The sequence below is a fragment of the Pedobacter kyungheensis genome, from assembly GCF_000812965.1.
Classification (GTDB): domain Bacteria; phylum Bacteroidota; class Bacteroidia; order Sphingobacteriales; family Sphingobacteriaceae; genus Pedobacter; species Pedobacter kyungheensis.
On the sequence record NZ_JSYN01000009.1, the window covers coordinates 77,296 to 95,496 of the forward strand.

14 protein-coding genes are annotated in these 18,201 nt (G+C 40.1%); 3 read left to right on the top strand and 11 right to left on the bottom strand.

Annotated features, from left to right (window positions below; all coding sequences use genetic code 11):
- Positions 1-40: 40 nt before the first annotated feature.
- From pelA to OC25_RS09425, 4 genes are all read right to left on the bottom strand, one after another.
- Positions 41-1,069 (bottom strand): pectate lyase, encoded by a 1,029-nt coding sequence (pelA, locus tag OC25_RS09410; RefSeq protein ID WP_039474952.1) that lies wholly within the window; start codon positions 1,067-1,069, stop codon positions 41-43.
- Between the two features lie 179 nt (positions 1,070-1,248).
- Complete coding sequence (locus OC25_RS09415; protein WP_039474831.1) at positions 1,249-3,180, bottom strand: glycoside hydrolase family 88/105 protein; 1,932 nt, start codon at positions 3,178-3,180, stop codon at positions 1,249-1,251.
- Between the two features lie 6 nt (positions 3,181-3,186).
- Positions 3,187-4,860 carry a glycoside hydrolase family 28 protein gene (locus tag OC25_RS09420; protein WP_039474834.1) on the bottom strand — a complete coding sequence of 558 codons (1,674 nt, stop codon included), beginning with the start codon at positions 4,858-4,860 and terminating at the stop codon, positions 3,187-3,189.
- Between the two features lie 159 nt (positions 4,861-5,019).
- On the bottom strand, positions 5,020-5,976 hold the full coding sequence (locus OC25_RS09425) for a pectinesterase family protein (protein WP_039474955.1): 957 nt from the start codon (positions 5,974-5,976) through the stop codon (positions 5,020-5,022).
- A gap of 236 nt (positions 5,977-6,212) precedes the next feature.
- Here OC25_RS09425 and OC25_RS09430 point away from each other — a divergent pair, with 236 nt between their 5' ends.
- Both OC25_RS09430 and OC25_RS09435 read left to right on the top strand, forming a co-directional pair.
- Positions 6,213-7,853 carry a glycoside hydrolase family 43 protein gene (locus OC25_RS09430; protein WP_039474836.1) on the top strand — a complete coding sequence of 547 codons (1,641 nt, stop codon included), beginning with the start codon at positions 6,213-6,215 and terminating at the stop codon, positions 7,851-7,853.
- 12 nt (positions 7,854-7,865) lie between these two features.
- On the top strand, positions 7,866-8,663 hold the full coding sequence (locus tag OC25_RS09435; RefSeq protein WP_039474839.1) for a rhamnogalacturonan acetylesterase: 798 nt from the start codon (positions 7,866-7,868) through the stop codon (positions 8,661-8,663).
- Positions 8,664-8,684: 21 nt separating this feature from the next.
- On the opposite strand, the gene OC25_RS09440 is transcribed toward OC25_RS09435, so the two are convergent.
- From OC25_RS09440 to OC25_RS09455, 4 genes are all read right to left on the bottom strand, one after another.
- On the bottom strand, positions 8,685-9,119 hold the full coding sequence (locus tag OC25_RS09440) for a carboxymuconolactone decarboxylase family protein (RefSeq protein WP_039474841.1): 435 nt from the start codon (positions 9,117-9,119) through the stop codon (positions 8,685-8,687).
- 305 nt (positions 9,120-9,424) lie between these two features.
- Positions 9,425-9,994, bottom strand: coding sequence for a Crp/Fnr family transcriptional regulator (locus OC25_RS09445; RefSeq protein WP_039474845.1), 570 nt, complete (start codon positions 9,992-9,994; stop codon positions 9,425-9,427).
- A gap of 56 nt (positions 9,995-10,050) precedes the next feature.
- A complete protein-coding gene (locus OC25_RS09450) occupies positions 10,051-10,833 on the bottom strand; it encodes a GLPGLI family protein (RefSeq protein WP_039474847.1) in 783 nt (260 codons plus the stop codon).
- A 5-nt stretch (positions 10,834-10,838) separates the two neighbouring features.
- Positions 10,839-13,637 carry an outer membrane beta-barrel family protein gene (locus OC25_RS09455; RefSeq protein ID WP_039474850.1) on the bottom strand — a complete coding sequence of 933 codons (2,799 nt, stop codon included), beginning with the start codon at positions 13,635-13,637 and terminating at the stop codon, positions 10,839-10,841.
- Between the two features lie 292 nt (positions 13,638-13,929).
- Between OC25_RS09455 and OC25_RS09460 the strand changes: the two genes are divergently transcribed.
- Entirely contained in the window at positions 13,930-14,574 is a 645-nt protein-coding gene (locus OC25_RS09460; protein WP_039474853.1) for a GIN domain-containing protein, read from the top strand.
- 54 nt (positions 14,575-14,628) lie between these two features.
- On the opposite strand, the gene OC25_RS09465 is transcribed toward OC25_RS09460, so the two are convergent.
- The 3 genes from OC25_RS09465 to OC25_RS09475 all read right to left on the bottom strand — a co-directional run bounded on the left by OC25_RS09465 (position 14,629) and on the right by OC25_RS09475 (position 18,095).
- Positions 14,629-15,207 (bottom strand): hypothetical protein, encoded by a 579-nt coding sequence (locus OC25_RS09465; RefSeq protein WP_039474856.1) that lies wholly within the window; start codon positions 15,205-15,207, stop codon positions 14,629-14,631.
- Between the two features lie 67 nt (positions 15,208-15,274).
- Entirely contained in the window at positions 15,275-16,816 is a 1,542-nt protein-coding gene (gene amaB, locus OC25_RS09470; RefSeq protein WP_039474861.1) for an L-piperidine-6-carboxylate dehydrogenase, read from the bottom strand.
- 166 nt (positions 16,817-16,982) lie between these two features.
- Positions 16,983-18,095: a thioredoxin-like domain-containing protein gene (locus OC25_RS09475; protein ID WP_039474863.1), complete on the bottom strand. Its 1,113-nt coding sequence runs from the start codon at positions 18,093-18,095 to the stop codon at positions 16,983-16,985.
- Positions 18,096-18,201 lie beyond the last annotated feature (106 nt).

Sequence of the window (18,201 nt, forward strand, 5' to 3'; positions counted from 1 at the left end):
TCATTTGCTTTTTTCGCCGCAATGACGTGTTAAACCATTTTTATTTGCTGTTTGTGGCTAACCACTTCGGATAATCTTTTTCTATAAATTTTTGTGCCCAGCTGCCGTACCAGGCGTAACCGTTTCTGCGTTCGGGAATCAGCTCCTCCAGTTTTAGCTTAATGCTGTTATCCCTGTCGCCGAAAATCGGAATGTTTTTATCGAGATCGTAAAAACGTGCCCAAACCATCGATGACTGATCGGCAACCAGCGCAGCACTTTTTTCCTTTGTTTTCGGGTCGGTACCTCTTTCGAAACGGTAGCCTGCAATTTTATAGGTATTAAACCAATTGTAGGCAGCTGTTACTGCAGCTTTAATTTGTGGAGAAGGATTTTTAAAACGCATTAAAAAGCGGGTAATGCCCATCGATTCGCTTGTACTTAAAGATGCCGGCTCAAAATTACGGGCCTTTGCGGGCAGCAAGCTGTCTTTATCATACTGTGCTCCCCAAATGCTTAAAACACCATTTTGTTTTACCTGTGTTTTCAAAATGCAGTCTACTCCTTTAGTAACGGCGCGTTCAGCTTTTGGGATATAGCTGGCGTTTACGACGTCGAAATCGTTTTTCTTCGTTACGATGTCTTCCAGGATATCCAGCACGTTAATCATGGCATCATCGTTATAGGTGATCTCTGAACGGTAAAGCGCTTTATCCGGGTAATATTGTGGCCATCCGCCATTGGCATACTGGGCTTCCAGGATATAATCAATTCCTTTTTCGGCAGCTTTGAGGTAAGCGGGGTTTTGTGTTTTTTTGTAGGCTTTAATCAGATATACCACTTCTCTGCTGGTGGCTTTGTTATCGAACGTAGCGTGTAAATCTTTAGTGGCTTTTATTTTGGCCAAAAGCTCAGGGGTTAAGGCTGCGCCATAGTTAACCACGCTCTTATCTTCCAGTTGCTTGGGCCAGCCGCCATTGCCTAGCTGATAAACCAGCATTTTATCGGCGGTCGAGTCTGCAGCTTGCTGCGCAAAGCACGACAGCATCAGTGTGCTGCAAATGAGGGTTAATACTATTTTTATTTTCATTGTTTGCTTGTTAGTTTTTTCTGCCACGGAGGCAGGGATTAACAGGTTTTTTTTGATTTTTATAAGGCTGTGATTGTCCTTCGACAGGCTCAGGATGACAGCTTTATTTAGTCTTTTTCCGTGTCTCTGTGGTTAATATTTCTCCTATAGGTTGGTGTCCTCACCGACCTATTCTCTCTTTATTTCTTCCCCGGAACCTGCTTAATCAGCCAGTTTACCAAATCATTTGTCGCTTTAAAGTTTTCAAAATCTGCAGGCAATTTCCGCCCATCAATGTATTCGTTGTAAAACCAGGGGTCGCCAACAGCGAAAACTGTTCCCTTACCATATTTTGCAGTTGCCACCAGCACATCGCCGTTATCGGTCAATGCAGAAACAGCAGGTGCTTTGGCTACAATGGTCGAAATTTCTTTGATGTAAACTTTTTTAGCCGTTTTGAAAATTGTATTTCCAGACGGGATTTTTACGGCTCCCTGCTCAAAATTTGAGCCTTGCACTTTGTTGCGGCTGTCTTCATTAAATTTAATCCCGAATATTTCAGGAAGCACATTGAATTTGCTGATTTCACAATTGCCAGCATCATTTAATAGCATTACGAGTACCCCACCAGCCTTAACCCATGCTGCGATTTGTTTTGCATGTTCAGCATTCATGTAATTGGGATTAGCCGTTTCCTTTTCCGTATCGGGATCTACTATAATATAAATGTTGCTGCCTTTTAAGTTTGCTGTTGTTGGAGCAGTTTTAAGCGTTGCGGTTTTAACACCTGCATCATTAAATACTTTCCCGAATAGCGAAAAACCATTGTTGTCGTCTTCTTCCCAAACGTAGTGGAAAGGGATTTTATCGCCGGTTGGCCCGGTCATGTATTCGTTGTTGAAGAAATTATCAACGGTTACTGTTAATCCTTTTCCGGTTTTAGGCAAGGCATCAATTTCCATTTCGGCCGATGCACAGATAAAGGCACCTACCCCTTTGGGATCATTGGTGATTACTTTTTCACTGATGTAGTATTCGAAACTACCGTCGCGGTATTTTGGTTTTCCTCCCAGACCAGAAACAGAAACGGTTTTGGTCAGGTTAATCCTATCGTTACCCGCAGGCTCAACAAATTCTTTCTTTAAACCAGCATAACCTTTATTGGCAGCTGCCATAAAAGATGGGGCTAACCAACCTTTGCGTACTCCCTTGGCCAGTCCGTATACAAACATGCTCGATGCCGAACTTTCCAGGTAATTGCCTTTTCTGGTTGGCATATCCAAAATATCGAACCAAACACCGGATTTCGGATCCTGATATTTTACAGCAGCGGTTGCCGTACGGTTTAAAATGGCTAATAATTCTGCTCTTTTGGGGTGATTTTCCGGAAAATTATCCAATACATCAACCAAAGCCATTATGTACCAGCCCATAGCCCTGCCCCAAAAATTGGGTGAGCGTCCGGTTGTTTTATCTGCCCATCGCTCTTCGCGGCTTTCATCGTAACCGTGGTATAGTAAACCCGTTTTATTGTCGCGCGAGTTTTGTTCCATTAAAATAAACTGTTTGGCGATATCGTCAAAAGCAGCATCCTTTTTCATCAGTTTGGCATACTCGGCGTAAAAGGGCTCTCCCATATACAAGCCATCCAGCCACATCTGATTGGGATAAATTTTCTTGTGCCAGAAACCGCCAGCTTTGGTGCGTGGTTGTTGCTGTAACTGATCGTAAAGTTTAGTGGCTGCCAACAGGTATTTTTGTTGTCCGGTAACTTTGTAAAGCAGCAACAATGAACGACCATTTTTAACATTGTCGATATTAAAATCTTCGGCTTTATAAGTATTGATGTTGCCTTCTTTATCCAAATAGGCATCCATCGAGCTTTGTACGTATTTAAAATACTTTCCATCGCCGGTATTGCGCCATACGGCAGCAGCACCTTCCAAAACAACTCCCATATCGTAGGTCCATTTAGGGCCTTTGGCACCTTTAAGCAGGGTGGTATCCTGAAACAGTTTTTCCATGGCCGTTAGCGTGAGCTGTTCGGACAATTTCTTTTGCGCCAGGCCGTTTTGCACAAAAACGGTAAGGAATGCTAAGGTTGCTGTAAGGTATATGATTGATCGTTTCATGTTTTATTATTTTGAAATCTCCAATACAGATTGATTTACGCCGGTAGCAAAGGCTGAGGTTTTTTGGGCTTTTGAAACATCTGTTCCCGTTATTTTTACCCCTTTGGTTTTTTCGCCGGTGATATCGAAAAGGAGCTCAGCCCCGTTTTTATACTGAAGCCCGTTAATATTAATGTTGGTGCCGTTTTGTACGTGTACAACCGGATTGGTATCGTTGGTGATAACCTTAACATTTTTAAGGAAAATATTTGATGCCTCAATAATCTCTACGCCTTTTTTCGATTGAACGGTTACATTCTCGAGGTGGATATCCTTGATATTCATTTCGGGTAAGCCCCTGAAAAATATCGCTTTTTCTGCGCCATTGGCTACTACATCCTTGATGTAGAAATTTCTAAATTGCGGAGTAGCCTCAGTAACCGGAACGGTAACGGTTTTAATGGCTTCGCGTTTCTCTCCAGCCAAAGGAACCGGATCAACAGCGGCATAATACATATCGAATAAAATGGCTTCGCCCGGAATGTCGATCATGTTGATATTGTTCACATAAATATTTTCGACTATACCTCCGCGGCCACGTGTGGTTTTAAAGCGCAAACCGATATCGGTGCCTATGAAAGAACAGTTGTACACCCAGATATTTTTGGCACCTCCGCTCATTTCGCTTCCAATAACGAAACCGCCGTGTGCATGGTAAACCACATTGTTGCGGATAATTACATTTTCGGTAGGCACGCCACGTTTGCGGCCAGCCTCATCCCTGCCCGATTTAATGCAGATACCATCATCGCCCACATCGAAAGTGCTACCCTCAATCAAAACGTTTTTGCAAGATTCTACATCTACACCATCGCCGTTTTGGGCAAACCAGGGGTTTTTAACCTGCAGGTTTCTCAAAGTCAGGTCTTCACACAGTAAAGGATGCAGGTTCCAGGCTGGCGAGTTTTGAAAGGTAACGCCTTCTAGAAGTACTTTTTTGCAGCCTGTTAGCACTACCAGATTAGGACGAAGGAAATCTTTGATGTCTTCGTAATCGGCAGCCGTTTTACCGGGTTCAATTACACCAGCATTTTTAGTGTTCGAGCCTTTAACGGTTTTTTCTGATGGGTACCACATTTTGCCATCAGCCCTTACTACTCCTCCCGATGCAACCAATGTTTTCCACTGGGTTTCGGTAAGTTTATCTTTTTTTACCATGCGCCATGCGCCACCGTTTCCATCAATAATCCCTGCGCCGGTTATGGCTATATTTTGCAGGTTAACACCAGAAATAGGGCTTTGGTTGCGCCATGCGGGTTGACCTTCCCAATTTCCCTGAACCAGTTTGTATTGGTTAAAATCGGCCGTAAATTGTAGAATGGCGTCGCGTTTTAAGTGCAGGTTTACATTACTTTTTAATTCGATTGGTCCGGTTAACCATAAACCAGATGGGATTAACACCACGCCGCCACCTTTCTGGCTTACGGCCTCAATGGCTTTGTTAATGCTTTGGGTATTTAAAAAAAGCCCATCGCCTTTGGCCCCAAAGCGGGTAATGCTCGTGGTATCGGCTTTAAATTTAACCTGCTGAATAACGGGCAAGGCTTGCTTTTGTTGCGCAATAGCCGAACATGCAGCCGATATTAAAATACATGTGAGCGCTATTTTTGTACGGCAGAAACTACCTGTTATCTGTTTCATTGTTGGTGCTGTTAAATTATATTTGGTTAATCGTATAACAAGTGTACGTTGTTTGCTCCTAAAACAGAAGAGAAATCTATGCAATCGTTGCCGGAAAATAAACGAAAAAAGCACCTCTTGTAAGGTGCTTTTGTGTTGATTGTCAGTTTTTTATGTTGATTATTTAGCCTCGGGCTGCCATCCCCGGAAAACGTTTTCCAAAATATACGCGCTATACTCCACATCTGTTAATTGGTGCGACCATTTGGCTCTCGAACCAGGATTTGCGCCCTTCCCAAGGCTTTTGTATTCAGCATAATAAGCAGTTTGCTCGTTGCTTGTTTTACCCCAGTTGTTCCAGCCTTCCGGACGGATTAAATCAGGGAGTGTACAGTTAAGATAGGCTACTTTTGCATAAGGCCGCCAGGGTCTGCCCAGATAAAAACTATTGGCCGGTGCATCGCCTTTAATGATACATTTGTTAAAAACATACCCAAATTTAGTGGTATCGGCGGTCGATGCTGCGGTAATGTAACCGGCCTTTTTGCAATAAAGCGTACAGTTTTCGAACCAGGCTGTTGCCGCTCCAAAGATGAAATCGACCGTGCCTTCGATGTAGCAATTTTTATAATACTGGCGGTTATTACCGCCGTAGGTATACAGTGTATCCTGAAAACCTAAAAACCTGCAGTTGACGAAAACCGATTTATCGCCACCTGCCCAAACCGCTACGGCCTGCCCAACCGGGCCCGATGAATTTTCGAAAGTGATGTTCTCTGCCGAAAAGCCTTCGCCGTAAATGTAAAAACTGGATGAGCCTGAAGTACCTTTTTCTTCGCCAAAAGTGTTTTTCTTTTGGGCATAATCGTCGTAAGTTAAAATGGTTTCGTTAAGGCTTTCGCCAATCAGTTTTACATTTTTTTTCGATGCTGCCAAAACCAGCTTTTCTTTGTAAACGCCCTTTTTAATGAAAATCACAGTGGTTTTATTCCTGAAATCGGGTACGGCATGAATGGCTTCCTGCACCGTTTTGAAATTTCCGCTTCCATCAGCAGCTACAATAAAATCGGGTTTAACCTCCAATGCATGTGCAGCAAAGGCAAAGACCGTTAAAAAGAATAAAGCAATTGTTCTCATATCGATTTGGTTAGGCTTAAAATAAAATCGGCCACGTAAAAGTATAAACTTCATCACGCAGCCGTGTTTTAAATATATGATGAACAATTTTAAACATTAATATTCATCAGGACGAAGTTTTAGCAAAATTAAAAGATGCAAACGATGTCGGGAACGATTGCACAATATCTGCTTGCCTTGAAATAAAAAAAGACTTAATCTTGTTGATAGCCAAATATTAATTACCCCGTTGTAAAATGAAATATCTTTTTAGCATCACCCTGATTTTAAGTCTTAGTTTGAGTGTTTTAGCACAGCAAAGCCCTTCAAGCAGATACATTTCTAAAGTTTGGGTATCAGATCAGGGCAACGGAACCTATAAAAATCCGGTTATTAATGCTGATTATTCCGATCCGGATGCCATCCGTGTGGGTGACGATTTTTATATGATTGCCTCCAGTTTTGATGCTGTACCGGGTTTGCCGATTTTGCATTCGAAAGATCTGGTAAACTGGAAAATCATTGGTCATGCTTTAAAACGTCAGCCTCCATTCGATCATTTTGAAAAAACGCAGCATGGCAACGGGGTTTGGGCGCCATCAATCCGTTATCGCAATGGCGAATTTTATATTTATTATCCCGATCCCGATTTCGGAATTTATGTAACCAAAGCCAAAACCATTACCGGCGATTGGTCTGCCCCGCAATTGGTTGCAGCCGGCAAAGGTTTGATTGATCCCTGCCCGTTTTGGGATGAAGATGGAAAAGCTTACCTCGCTTATGCTTATGCTGGCAGCCGGGCTGGAATTAAAAGTGTTTTAGCGATTATGCCAATGCGTAACGACGGAATGAAAGCGCTGGAAAAAGGACGGATTGTTTACGATGGACATGAGCTAGACCCGACGATTGAAGGACCGAAATTTTATAAACGCAATGGTTATTACTATTTATTTGCACCAGCGGGAGGTGTTTCTACCGGCTGGCAGTTGATATTGCGCAGTAAAAATGTTTACGGACCTTACGAAAGAAAGGTAGCCATGGATCAGGGCAAATCGGCCGTTAATGGCCCCCACCAGGGTGCCTGGGTAAATACACCAACCGGGGAAGATTGGTTTTTGCATTTTCAGGATAAAGATGCTTACGGCCGTGTAGTGCATTTGCAACCCATGAAATGGGTAAATGACTGGCCGGTTATTGGTTTAGATAAAGATGGCGATGGTACTGGCGAGCCCGTAGCAGTTTATAAAAAACCGAATGTAGGTAAAGTATATCCGATAGAAAATCCGGTTGAAAGTGATGAATTCGGTTCGGTTAATTTAGGCCTACAATGGCAATGGCAGGCAAATCCACAACCCACCTGGTGGTTCACTGATGCCAATAAGGGCATTTTAAAATTATATACTTCAAAAATTCCGGATGAGGCTAAAAATCTTTGGGATGTGCCCAATTTATTGATGCAGAAATTTCCTGCTGATGAGTTTGTGGCAACAACTAAGCTCAATTTTAAACCCAATCCTAAACTCGAGCATGAAAAAACCGGTTTAGTGGTTATGGGCAGAAGTTATGCCCAGTTGAGTATCAAGAGCAAAAAGGATGGGCTGTATCTGATGTATGGTGTTTGCCAAAGTGCTGATAAAGGTAAAGCAGAAAATGAAAAGGAGGTTATCAAACTTAAGTCAACATCGGTACAGTTAAGGGTACTAGTTACCAACGGAGCCAAATGCCAGTTTAGTTATAGCGAAGATGGAATTACTTTTAATCCCGTTGGCGATCAGTTTCAGGCTACAGCAGGGCAATGGATTGGGGCCAAGCTTGGGTTATTTGCCATCCGAGATACACAAACCAATGATTCGGGAATTGCCGAATACGATTGGTTTAGAATAGAACCCATTAAATAATCGATTCATAAAATGAAACATTATAAAATTATTACCGCAGTTATAGCTACTGGTTTTGCACTGATGTCTTTTATTGGCAAACCAAAACCTGTTAAAGTTTATTTAATTGGCGATTCGACCGTGGCAGATTATACTTTAGAAGAAGGCTACATGCAGAAAAGATATCCGCTAACGGGTTGGGGGCAGGTTTTTCAGCCCTTCTTTCAAAAAGATAGCCTAAAAAAACTAAGCCGGCTGATTAAAAGTGATAGCGTTTTGGTGGTTGATAAAGCCAAAGGAGGCAGGAGTACAAGGAGTTTTTTTGAAGAAGGCAGGTGGAAAGAAGTTTTAGGCACTTTACAGAAGAACGATCTGGTACTGATTCAGTTTGGTCATAATGATGCAGCAAAAGATAAGCCTGAGCGTTACGTGGATATTCCGGGTTACAAAGATTTTTTAAAAATGTATGTAAATGAAACCCGCGCAAAGGGAGCGTTTCCGGTTTTGATTACCCCGGTTACGCGCAATTATCCCTGGAAGGATGGTAAGCTGGGCAGCGCACACGGTGAATATCCGCAAGCAGTAAAAGACGTGGCTAAGTCGTTGCATGTACCGCTTATCGATTTAACCACGCTTTCGGCCGATTTTTTTACCACTAAAGGTCAGGAATATGTGAGCAAAAATTATTTTATGAATTTAGATTCGGCTAAATACGAGGCATATCCGAAAGGTCAAAAAGACAATACCCATTTTCAGCCTGAAGGTGCAAAGGTGATTGCAGGCCTCGTGTTCGGGGAGTTAAAGAAGTTTAAAAACCTGTCAGACTTTTAAAATCTGACAGGTTTAAAAAAATTATCCAACAATTACTTTGGAGGTAATTGCAATTCTGTTCCAGGCATTAATGGTAACAATGGCCATAATGATGCTGGTAATTTCAGTTTCGCTAAAGAAACTTGCAACTTTTTGATAAGTAGCATCAGAAACATGGTTGCTGATGAGGGTTACTTCTTCGGTTAAAGCAATAACAGCTTTCTCTTTTTCGGTAAACAAGGTAGTTTCTTTCCAGGCACTTAGCAGGTATAATCTTTGCTCGGTTTCGCCAATTTTGCGTGCATCGGCCGAGTGCATATTTAAACAAAATGCACAACCGTTAATTTGCGATGCCCTCATTTTAATCAACTCTGAAAGAATGGGGTCGATTTTGCTGGCTGATAAATATTTCTCTAAGGCATACATGGCCTGGTAGGCTGCCGGATCTACTTTGGGGATATCAATTCTACTTTCCATTTTTATTGTTTTTGATTACGATGTAAAGTTCCGCATCCCGGGGTTGAAAAAACTTAATGTAGTTTAAGAAATGTTTAACCGCAAAGGTCGCTAAGTTTTTGCGCAGAGTTACGCAGAGAAATTAAGTATTCGAATCCTGCTATTTCTTTAAATTAACCACAGAGGGAAAAGAGGTTTAACGGAGTGGCACAGAGCGAATTGGTTTGAAATGTTTAGTTATAATACAGCTGGCTCAGTGTACTTTGTGCCTTACTCTGCGTACTTTGTGTTTCTGCTTCGTGTGCTTTGCGGTAAAAAAGCGCAGATCATCTCTTCGCTCTGATCTTACTCAAAAACTCAGGCGTAAAACCCAGGTAAGAAGCCAGCATGTATTGTGGTACCCTTTGTACAAATTCGGGAAACATCTGGTTAAAGTGGCGATATCTTTCTTCGGCGGTTTGGCTATACAGGTACCTGATTCGCATTTGTGATGCCTGGTGGTTTTTTTGCAAAATGAGCCTGAAATACCTTTCCAGTTTAGGTAGTTTATGGAACATTTCATCGTAATGGTGCTGCTCAATGGCAATTACCTCTGTACTTTCTGCAGCCTGGATATAAAATTCTGAAGATTTCTGAAACAGGAAGCTCGTGAGGTCGGTAATCCACCAGTTTTCGATGGCAAACTGGGTAGTTTGCTCGGCACCTTTAATATCAATAAAGTATAGCCTGAGGCAACCCTTTGCCACAAAGTAATTGGCCCTGCAGGTTTGACCTTCTTCCAGTAAAAAAGCTTTCTTTTTAACCGACAAAGATTTGAGTAAGGGGGCAAGAAGATCCTGCTCATCCTTACTCAAATCTATAAATTTATTAATGTGGTTATAAAGTGCGCTGTACATAGCTATTCTAATGGTTAGCTAAAATAGGCATAATTATAAAAATGAAATGCACATCGTTAAAGTGAAAAAGCCTTTAGCTCCGACAGTGCTTCAGGGCCGTAATTTTTTAAGGCTGAAGTTATTTTATCAGTTAAACCTTTATTGTCGATTGGTTTTCCTTTTGTTGGCGGGGTTAGATCCTTTTCCGGAACAGTAACTTCCGTTACTTTGGTAGCAAACCAGGTTATGTTTTGGTGCGGTAAAGCTAAACCTAAAATCATTCCCGGTAATCCGTTAAAAGATTCGGGTCCACCTGAAACTGCAATCTGGTTCGAATAATAGGCAACTACGTAGATCGAATCCATAATTATTGCGTTGGCTCTGCGGCATTCGTAACCTGCAATTTCCCTTGTCTCATCGGTAATTTTCCAGTTAATTTTGCGCAAACTGTCTTTAACAAGATAGGTGTCTTCATAAACCGCTTTTTGAGAAATACTTGTATTGGTATTATAATCAGTTGCAATGGTATTCTTTAAATCAACGAGTGCGTCCCTCGAAGCCCAATTAGCATTTGTTGTTTCGTCTACATTTGGCCATTTATATAAGCCTTTATCTTTATTAAAGCTTAAGGTACTTTTAGCTACCTTAAATTGTGGATTATTCTTTTTGTACTGATCGAAAGCAGGAATCATATAACTTTCATTGTCTTTATTGATTTTCTTTTTGATCACCGCATACATGTTTGATCTTTTTTCGAATTCAATTATACCGTTTTTAACGAAATGTACGTTTTGAGCAAAGGTGCTTTTGCTGATGAAAATAACAGCAAATAAGATGATATATTTTAGTGTAGTTTTCATAATAATTATTTTTGAGATTTAATTCCACCACCCATTTTGCTAAAATCCCATGATACTGAGAACATCAAATACCGTCTAATGGTAGTGTAACTGTTTTGGCTTATGGTTGTGTTATTGGCGTATCGGTTAAAGCCAATATTTTGGTTTAAAATATCATTTACCGTTGCTGAGAGTCTTAAGTTTTCGGATTTGAAGAATTTTTTACTTATCGATGCATTCCAGATAAAACGTTCAAAACTTTCGGTTAGCACCTGTGTTTTTCCATTATACTGATATTCACCATCTGTTGAGATTTCAAATTTCCCAGGCAATTGTACATTTCCTGATCCGTAACCATTGGCACCCCATCCGTCACTGTTACGGCCAATACTTGTTCTCGACATGTTGTAGGTTGGGCCAAAACGCAGGTAAAAACTATAGCTCTTGTCTTTATATTTTGAAATATTTATTCCACCGCTATAGCCGTAATTTTTGGTGTTATTTAAAGTTCTGCCAAGACTTGTGGTAATAAAGTTGTAAGAAGAGCTCCCATTAGCATTAGCATTTAAACCAATATTGATTTCGCCAAGTGCATTTACTTTCCGGCTTATCTGCGCATACATGTAGAAGTTAGTCTGCATTTTATCATCAAAATTGATGTATTTATACGTACTCTTACCAACATCATCGGTAGTTACATCGCTAATAATCGGATTTGCAGTAAAACTATAAGAAGCATTTAACCACAACGACTGATTGGTTAAAACTTTGTAAGAGTTATAGCTGGCATTAACACTACTTCTAAAAGATGGTCTTAAATCCTGGTTTCCTTCTACAACATTAAATGGGTCGTTATTTACCCTAACTGGCTGCAACTGGTCGAGCGTTGGTTGGTTAGTATTGCCATAGTAGTTAATCCTAAGTGATTTTTGTTGAGAAAAACGATATTGATAAGATGCCTGGGGCATATAGTTAACAAAATTTCTTACATAGGTTTTGTTGTGATAAATATCTTCTTGCTTAAAGTTTACGCCGCTAAATTTTGATCCGAAATTGATGACAGTTTTGCCCTTCTTATAGTTAAAAATTGCACCACCTTGGTTAATCGTTTGGTTTAACTCAAAATTATTACTGTAAACGGTATCTAAAATGTCGTATCTGCCACCACCCGATTGATTGAAAGACTTGCGGTCTGATGTACCATTCATCAATGTTAAGCCATAATTTATAATTACAGTTAAGGTTTTTGAAAGTGGTTCTGTATAAGCCGCATTTAATTTAAAAGCACTGTTAGTAATATCATTAATTTTTTGCTGATTGGTAAGACTATCTACCTGACCTGTTGAGGTTAAGCGTTTGTTAAGGGAGTTTAAGTATCCTTCACTGTTGCTTTTGTTTATCGATTGATTTAAGTTTAATGATAGTGTGCGCCCTGTTTTCTTTAATTTTTTAGTGAATAAAACATTAGCGTTAAAATTTTGATCATCTACCTCATTGGTTAAGGTTCTGTTTGATGAATTTAAAAAGTCGCCATTGCCATCGGTAGTACCTGTTAAATAAGTGTTTGAAGTATTACTTTTTTTCAATGCACCATCAACATTAACCTTCATTGTTAAGGTGGTATCGATCTTTAGCTCATACATCGCATCCAGTTTTTGTCTGAACATGTCGTTATCAAAAGATTCATCTGAAGTACTATTTTGGGTTCCTGATGCTAAATTGTTCTGACTGATTGAATTTCTCTCTCCTGAAACCCTGATTGATCCGATTTTATAATTGGTGTTTAACGATTCTTTATCCTTGTTCCATTTGTTGTCGAAATGCAAACCTCCGGTCCGGGCTACTGGTAAACCCTGGCCATTATACTGTCCATCGTAGCTGTCAAAATCATCTCCGCCGCTGCTAAAATACATACCACCATCATCAGTCATGGTCAGTCCGCCAGAGGCACCGTATTTATCGCGGTCATCCCAACCTAAACCCACTGTGCCGTTGTTACCTAAAATGCCATAGGCCGAAAATTTCTTTTTACCCCAGAATTTGTTAAACATCGCCTGCCCCTGGTAAAAGTCTTTTGTTCCGTAACCTCCCTGCACTTTTCCAAAATAACCGTTCTTTTTATCTTCTTTGAGTTTGATATTAAGTGTTTTGGTTTTCTCACCATCATCAATACCGGTGAAACTCGCCTGATCGCTGGCTTTATCATAAAGCTGAACCGACTCTACCATATCGGCCCTTAAGTTTTTGGTAACTAAGGTCGGATCATCGCCAAAAAATTCTTCGCCATCTACCAATACTTTCGGAACTGTTTTCCCTTGTGCTGTAATTTTACCATCCTTATCTACCTGAAAACCTGGAAACTGCTTGATCAGATCTTCAACTTTTGAATTCGGCTCAATGTTAAATGCTTTCGGATCAAACTCGGTGGTGTCTCCTTTAATTTTTATAGCCGATCTGTTTCCTTTGATAATTACATCAGCCAATATCTTGGCCATTCCCGTCAGGTTTATCTTGTTGTAATCCTTGATGTGCGTAGTGGAATCGAGGGTAAAGTGATCTACGAAGTCAGCATATTTTGGGTAAGAAACCAACAAGATAAATTTACCATTTTTGATACCCGTAAGCTCAAAAGTGCCGTTTTCTGCCGCCCTTGTAAATTTTACCAGAGTAGAGTCTTTTGCATTTAAAATTGCAACCGAACTACCCGATAAAATAGCCGTCGAAGCGGTGTCAATCGTTCGGCCTTTTATGGTATGCAGGCTCTGCGCCCTTGTGTACGATGCAATCGTGACAAAGAAGCACAGCGAGAGTAATAAACGTTTCATATAGAAGGATCTGTTTTGTTTTTACGAATATAGAACTAATATATTAGTTCTGTATTAAGTTTTAACCTTTTTTAACATATCTGCCTAATTCTCAATATCGCTTAATCTTTGATGGGCTAACAAACCAAATTTCGTATAGGTTAATCGGGTGTTCGTCTATAAATAGATGCTTATGGTATAATAGCATGCTCTTGCCTGAAACGTTTTGGGCAAACAGTCGTCTTATTTACAGAAAACGCCTGGTAGTAAGGTGTTTAAAACAAAGGTTCATCAAACATAAAATATTAAGATCATGAAAAATTCTATCCAAAAATTATTCGCAGCTGCATTGGTAGTGGTTACCTTAAGTAGCACAGCAGTGGTAGCCAATGCTACAGAAAACACAGCAAGTTATACTGCATTAACAAATGTTAAAAACATCAGTAAAGTAGTGGTATCGGGCAATGTTAAATTAATCCTTGTTCAGGATGCTAAAGAAAGTGTTGAGGTTTACGATCAATACTATGGTAAAAATGCAATGGTGCAACAACAGGGTGCCGAATTAAGGATCAGCTCTTTCGATAAAAATACCCTGACAGTGGTAGCCCACGTGAATAACCTGACAACAATTGTAGCCTCAAATACAGCAACAGTAAGCACTGCGGGCAACTTTAATTTGTTAAACCTGAATATTGTACTTAGCGATAAAGCTTCAGCCGATATTACTGCGAATACGGTTAATTTATCAACGGAAATTAATGATGCAGCAACCTTAAAGCTAGCCGGTTCTACCGAAGATCATACTGCTGTAATCGGGGCAGAATCGAAAATTAAAATGGGCGATTTTACAGCAACAGAAAGCAGCATCAGGGTATCGGCAAAACCAGTTGTACTGGCCAACAGTAATCCATCCCGTTATGCTGATATAGACATCGCTTTATTAGAAAAACTATTCTAACTCCATCATATATTTTGCGTTACTAACTTTCAAATAGTTAGTAACGTTTTTCATTTATCTATTTTCGTTATGACATTCAATATAATTATCTTTGCTGCCAAACCAATCAATGACTTCTGATTTCTTTAAATTGGTTGGCCTGTCGATTAAGATTCTTTGATAGGAGCTCCAACGCCAATTTCTAAAATCAGTTATTAACTTGTGCTTTTCTGGGTTAGCATGAATGTATATAATCATTCGGGTCAAATATTCATCACTGTCAATATGAGTCCTTTTAAAAGGCTTCTGAAATAACGATCCTATCCTTTTATGCTGTTTATTAAAAGCCATCGCATATGACTGAAAAAACTTCTGAAGCTGGTGGGCAACGATATCATGGCAACTTTTTCCTAAAGCGTCTTTTCCAGTGAATTCGCTTTCCTCTTTTACCTTTATTAAAATATGAAAATGATTGCCCAAAAGGCAATAAGCGAATGTATCAAATACCGGAGAGAGATATTTATCATACTGCTTCAGAAAATATTGATAGTTTTCATCACTTCTGAACATTAGCTGCTTATCTATTGTACGATTGTATATATGATAAAAACGGCCATATTCTAATTTTTGATGGTAATGTTCTTTGTAGGCCATATACTAAAGTTACTAACTTTTTGAAAGTTAGTAACAGCGTATTTGTTTAAAACAGGATAATATTTATCTACAAATCAAATTTTATGCCCTGTGCCAGTGGCAGGGTATTCGAGTAATTAATGGTATTGGTTTGTCTACGCATATAAGCTTTCCAGGCATCCGATCCGCTTTCGCGACCACCACCGGTTTCCTTTTCTCCTCCAAAGGCCCCGCCAATTTCGGCGCCTGAGGTACCAATATTTACATTGGCTATACCGCAATCCGATCCGCTGGCGGATAAAAATTGTTCAGCCTCTCTCAGGTTTAAAGTCATAATGGCCGATGAAAGCCCTTGTGGAACACTGTTTTGTAAAGCAATGGCCTCATCAAGTGTTTTGTATTTGATTAAATATAAAATCGGGGCAAAGGTTTCGTGCTGTACAATTTTAAACTCGTTTTTTACTTCGGCTATACATGGTTTTACATAACAGCCGCTTGTGTATGCATCGCCTGATAATACACCACCTTCTACCACAAAACGGCCACCTTCAGCTTTGCATTTTTCAATCGAATCGAGATAGGCTGCAACCGCATCAGTATCAATCAGCGGACCAACATGGTTGTTTTGATCTAAAGGATCGCCAATGCGCAGCTGTCCATAGGCATTAACCAGTTTTGCGGTAAAAGTATCGTAAACACTTTCGTGAATAATCAGTCGGCGGGTTGAGGTACATCTTTGCCCTGCAGTGCCTACAGCGCCAAATACTGCACCAATTAAACTCATATCTAAATCGGCATGTTCCGAAATAATAATGGCATTGTTACCGCCCAGTTCGAGTAAACTTTTACCCAGTCGGGCACCAACAGCTGCTGCAACCGCTTTACCCATTCGGGTTGATCCGGTTGCCGAAACCAAGGGAACACGTCCGTCATTGGTCATCAGCTCACCTACTTCCTTATCGCCTAAAATTAAACTGCATACGCCTTCTGCAACCGCATTTTCTTTAAAAACCTTTGCAATAATATGCTGACAGGCAATAGCTGTTAAAGGCGTTTTTTCTGATGGTTTCCAAATACATACATTGCCACAAACCAGGGCTAGTGCTGCATTCCAGCTCCAAACTGCAACCGGGAAATTAAAAGCGGAGATAATGCCTACAATACCCAGCGGATGCCATTGCTCATACATGCGGTGGTTTGGGCGTTCGCTGTGCATGGTTAAGCCATATAGTTGGCGCGATAAACCCACAGCAAAATCACAGATATCGATCATTTCCTGTACTTCGCCAAGGCCTTCCTGCAAACTTTTTCCCATTTCGTATGAAACCAGCGTACCCAAATCCGATTTGTTTTCGCGGAGGGCATCGCCAAACTGGCGTACAATTTCACCTCTTTTAGGAGCAGGAACGTTGCGCCATTCGGTAAAAGCAGCCTGCGCCTGTAGCACCACTGCTTCATAATCGGCATTGGTAGCCACCCAGGCCGAAGCAATTCGTTTTCCGTTTACAGGAGAAAAACTTTCCAGCGTTTTTACATTAGCAGCTCCTCCCCAATGGCTCCCTGTGCTAAATGCTGCATTATCGGCATTTATGCCCAATTTGTTTAAAATGGATTGAATATCTGTAGTCATATCTCTATCGGTTTATACAAAAAAACAAAAAAATAAAGGAAAGCAGGCTAGGTTTTGCGCCTAACTTTATCACAATTCTTAATATCTTAAGCTAAATATTTACTTAACTAAAAGCGCTAAACAATAAATGATGTTCTTTTGAATTTAAGGTTTAGTAAAAATAATATCAATCAGATTTTGCAGAGATTTGCTCCAGAACATGTTTATAAAGCGTTCCCTTCTCATAGCCTGACCATTTGGACACGATCTTTCCGGCAGGATTAATGAGGACAAACGTAGGGTAACCAGTAACGCCATATTTGATTATTGTTTCCCCATAAAATCCTTTGCCGTCCCAGAGACTTAACCACTGAGGCCGATCTCTACTCAAGCCTTTTAGCCAGGTTGCTTTTCCTGCATCACATGAAAAGGAGACTACCGATAAATTATTATTGAGTTTTTGTGATATTTCAGTTAGTTCCGGAATTGATTCGATACATGGGCCACAGAAAGTAACGGAAAAATCCAGTAATATATATTTGCCTGACAGCTCAGATAAAGCATGTTTTTTTCCATCTTTATCAAAAGCATAAAAGTTATAGAAACTATCTCCCTTATCCAGAATTTCACCAACCCTTAAATACGTATCAATTCTTTTTGCATATAACGTATTCTTAAAATCTGAATGGAGCGCATTATAAAATTTATGTATGGTATCTCTCGGAAAGTCGTTTTTAAGATAGAAAAGAGCGTCCAGAGCTTCAAAACTATTCAAATTCTGCCTTACAAAGTTCATTCTTGTCATCCTGTCAACACTATCTATTTTTCCAATTACTTTCCAGATTGCCTTAGCCTTTATTTTGGCACTATCGCCAGTCAGCGCAAAATATTCCGCCAATAATTTATTCCGTTGCTTATAGCCTGCTTTAGTTAGGTCTATCATCTTATTGTGCATCTCCTGGGTTTTTGATCCGGTAATTTTCAGATCAAAAGGGAAGTCTTTAATGTCTCCGCTCACATTAATTTTTTCATTTCCCATTAGGAGTGTAAAGTAGTAAAAATCTTGCGCTATGGTTGTTTTTACCCATAGGGATTGAGGTGTCTGCCTAAGCGTTCCTTTGAAATTTAAAACATTATTTGTGATTATGGCACTATCGATATCTGTATCAAGCTCGGTATCGGTTAAGTAGAATTTAGTGCCGTTTTTAAAACCCGTAATTTGTGCATTAATTGTGTATTGCTGAGCAGAAGCCACTGTGTTAATACAGATTGCTATGAAGAGAAGTAGCGCGTTTTTCATGTATTGCCAAAATAGTGAATTGCTTTTAGCAAAACAAGGTTTTATAAGCCGATATTTTCTGAACCAGCTTAGATTGGCACTTAACTTTATCACAATTCTTAATATC

What these genes read in the sequence shown, in the direction of transcription:
- pelA (WP_039474952.1), bottom strand. Translation starts at nt 1,069, where the DNA reads ATGAAAATAAAAATAGTATTAACCCTCATTTGCAGCACACTGATGCTG.
- OC25_RS09415 (WP_039474831.1), bottom strand. Translation starts at nt 3,180, where the DNA reads ATGAAACGATCAATCATATACCTTACAGCAACCTTAGCATTCCTTACC.
- OC25_RS09420 (WP_039474834.1), bottom strand. Translation starts at nt 4,860, where the DNA reads ATGAAACAGATAACAGGTAGTTTCTGCCGTACAAAAATAGCGCTCACA.
- OC25_RS09425 (WP_039474955.1), bottom strand. Translation starts at nt 5,976, where the DNA reads ATGAGAACAATTGCTTTATTCTTTTTAACGGTCTTTGCCTTTGCTGCA.
- OC25_RS09430 (WP_039474836.1), top strand. Translation starts at nt 6,213, where the DNA reads ATGAAATATCTTTTTAGCATCACCCTGATTTTAAGTCTTAGTTTGAGT.
- OC25_RS09435 (WP_039474839.1), top strand. Translation starts at nt 7,866, where the DNA reads ATGAAACATTATAAAATTATTACCGCAGTTATAGCTACTGGTTTTGCA.
- OC25_RS09440 (WP_039474841.1), bottom strand. Translation starts at nt 9,119, where the DNA reads ATGGAAAGTAGAATTGATATCCCCAAAGTAGATCCGGCAGCCTACCAG.
- OC25_RS09445 (WP_039474845.1), bottom strand. Translation starts at nt 9,994, where the DNA reads ATGTACAGCGCACTTTATAACCACATTAATAAATTTATAGATTTGAGT.
- OC25_RS09450 (WP_039474847.1), bottom strand. Translation starts at nt 10,833, where the DNA reads ATGAAAACTACACTAAAATATATCATCTTATTTGCTGTTATTTTCATC.
- OC25_RS09455 (WP_039474850.1), bottom strand. Translation starts at nt 13,637, where the DNA reads ATGAAACGTTTATTACTCTCGCTGTGCTTCTTTGTCACGATTGCATCG.
- OC25_RS09460 (WP_039474853.1), top strand. Translation starts at nt 13,930, where the DNA reads ATGAAAAATTCTATCCAAAAATTATTCGCAGCTGCATTGGTAGTGGTT.
- OC25_RS09465 (WP_039474856.1), bottom strand. Translation starts at nt 15,207, where the DNA reads ATGGCCTACAAAGAACATTACCATCAAAAATTAGAATATGGCCGTTTT.
- amaB (WP_039474861.1), bottom strand. Translation starts at nt 16,816, where the DNA reads ATGACTACAGATATTCAATCCATTTTAAACAAATTGGGCATAAATGCC.
- OC25_RS09475 (WP_039474863.1), bottom strand. Translation starts at nt 18,095, where the DNA reads ATGAAAAACGCGCTACTTCTCTTCATAGCAATCTGTATTAACACAGTG.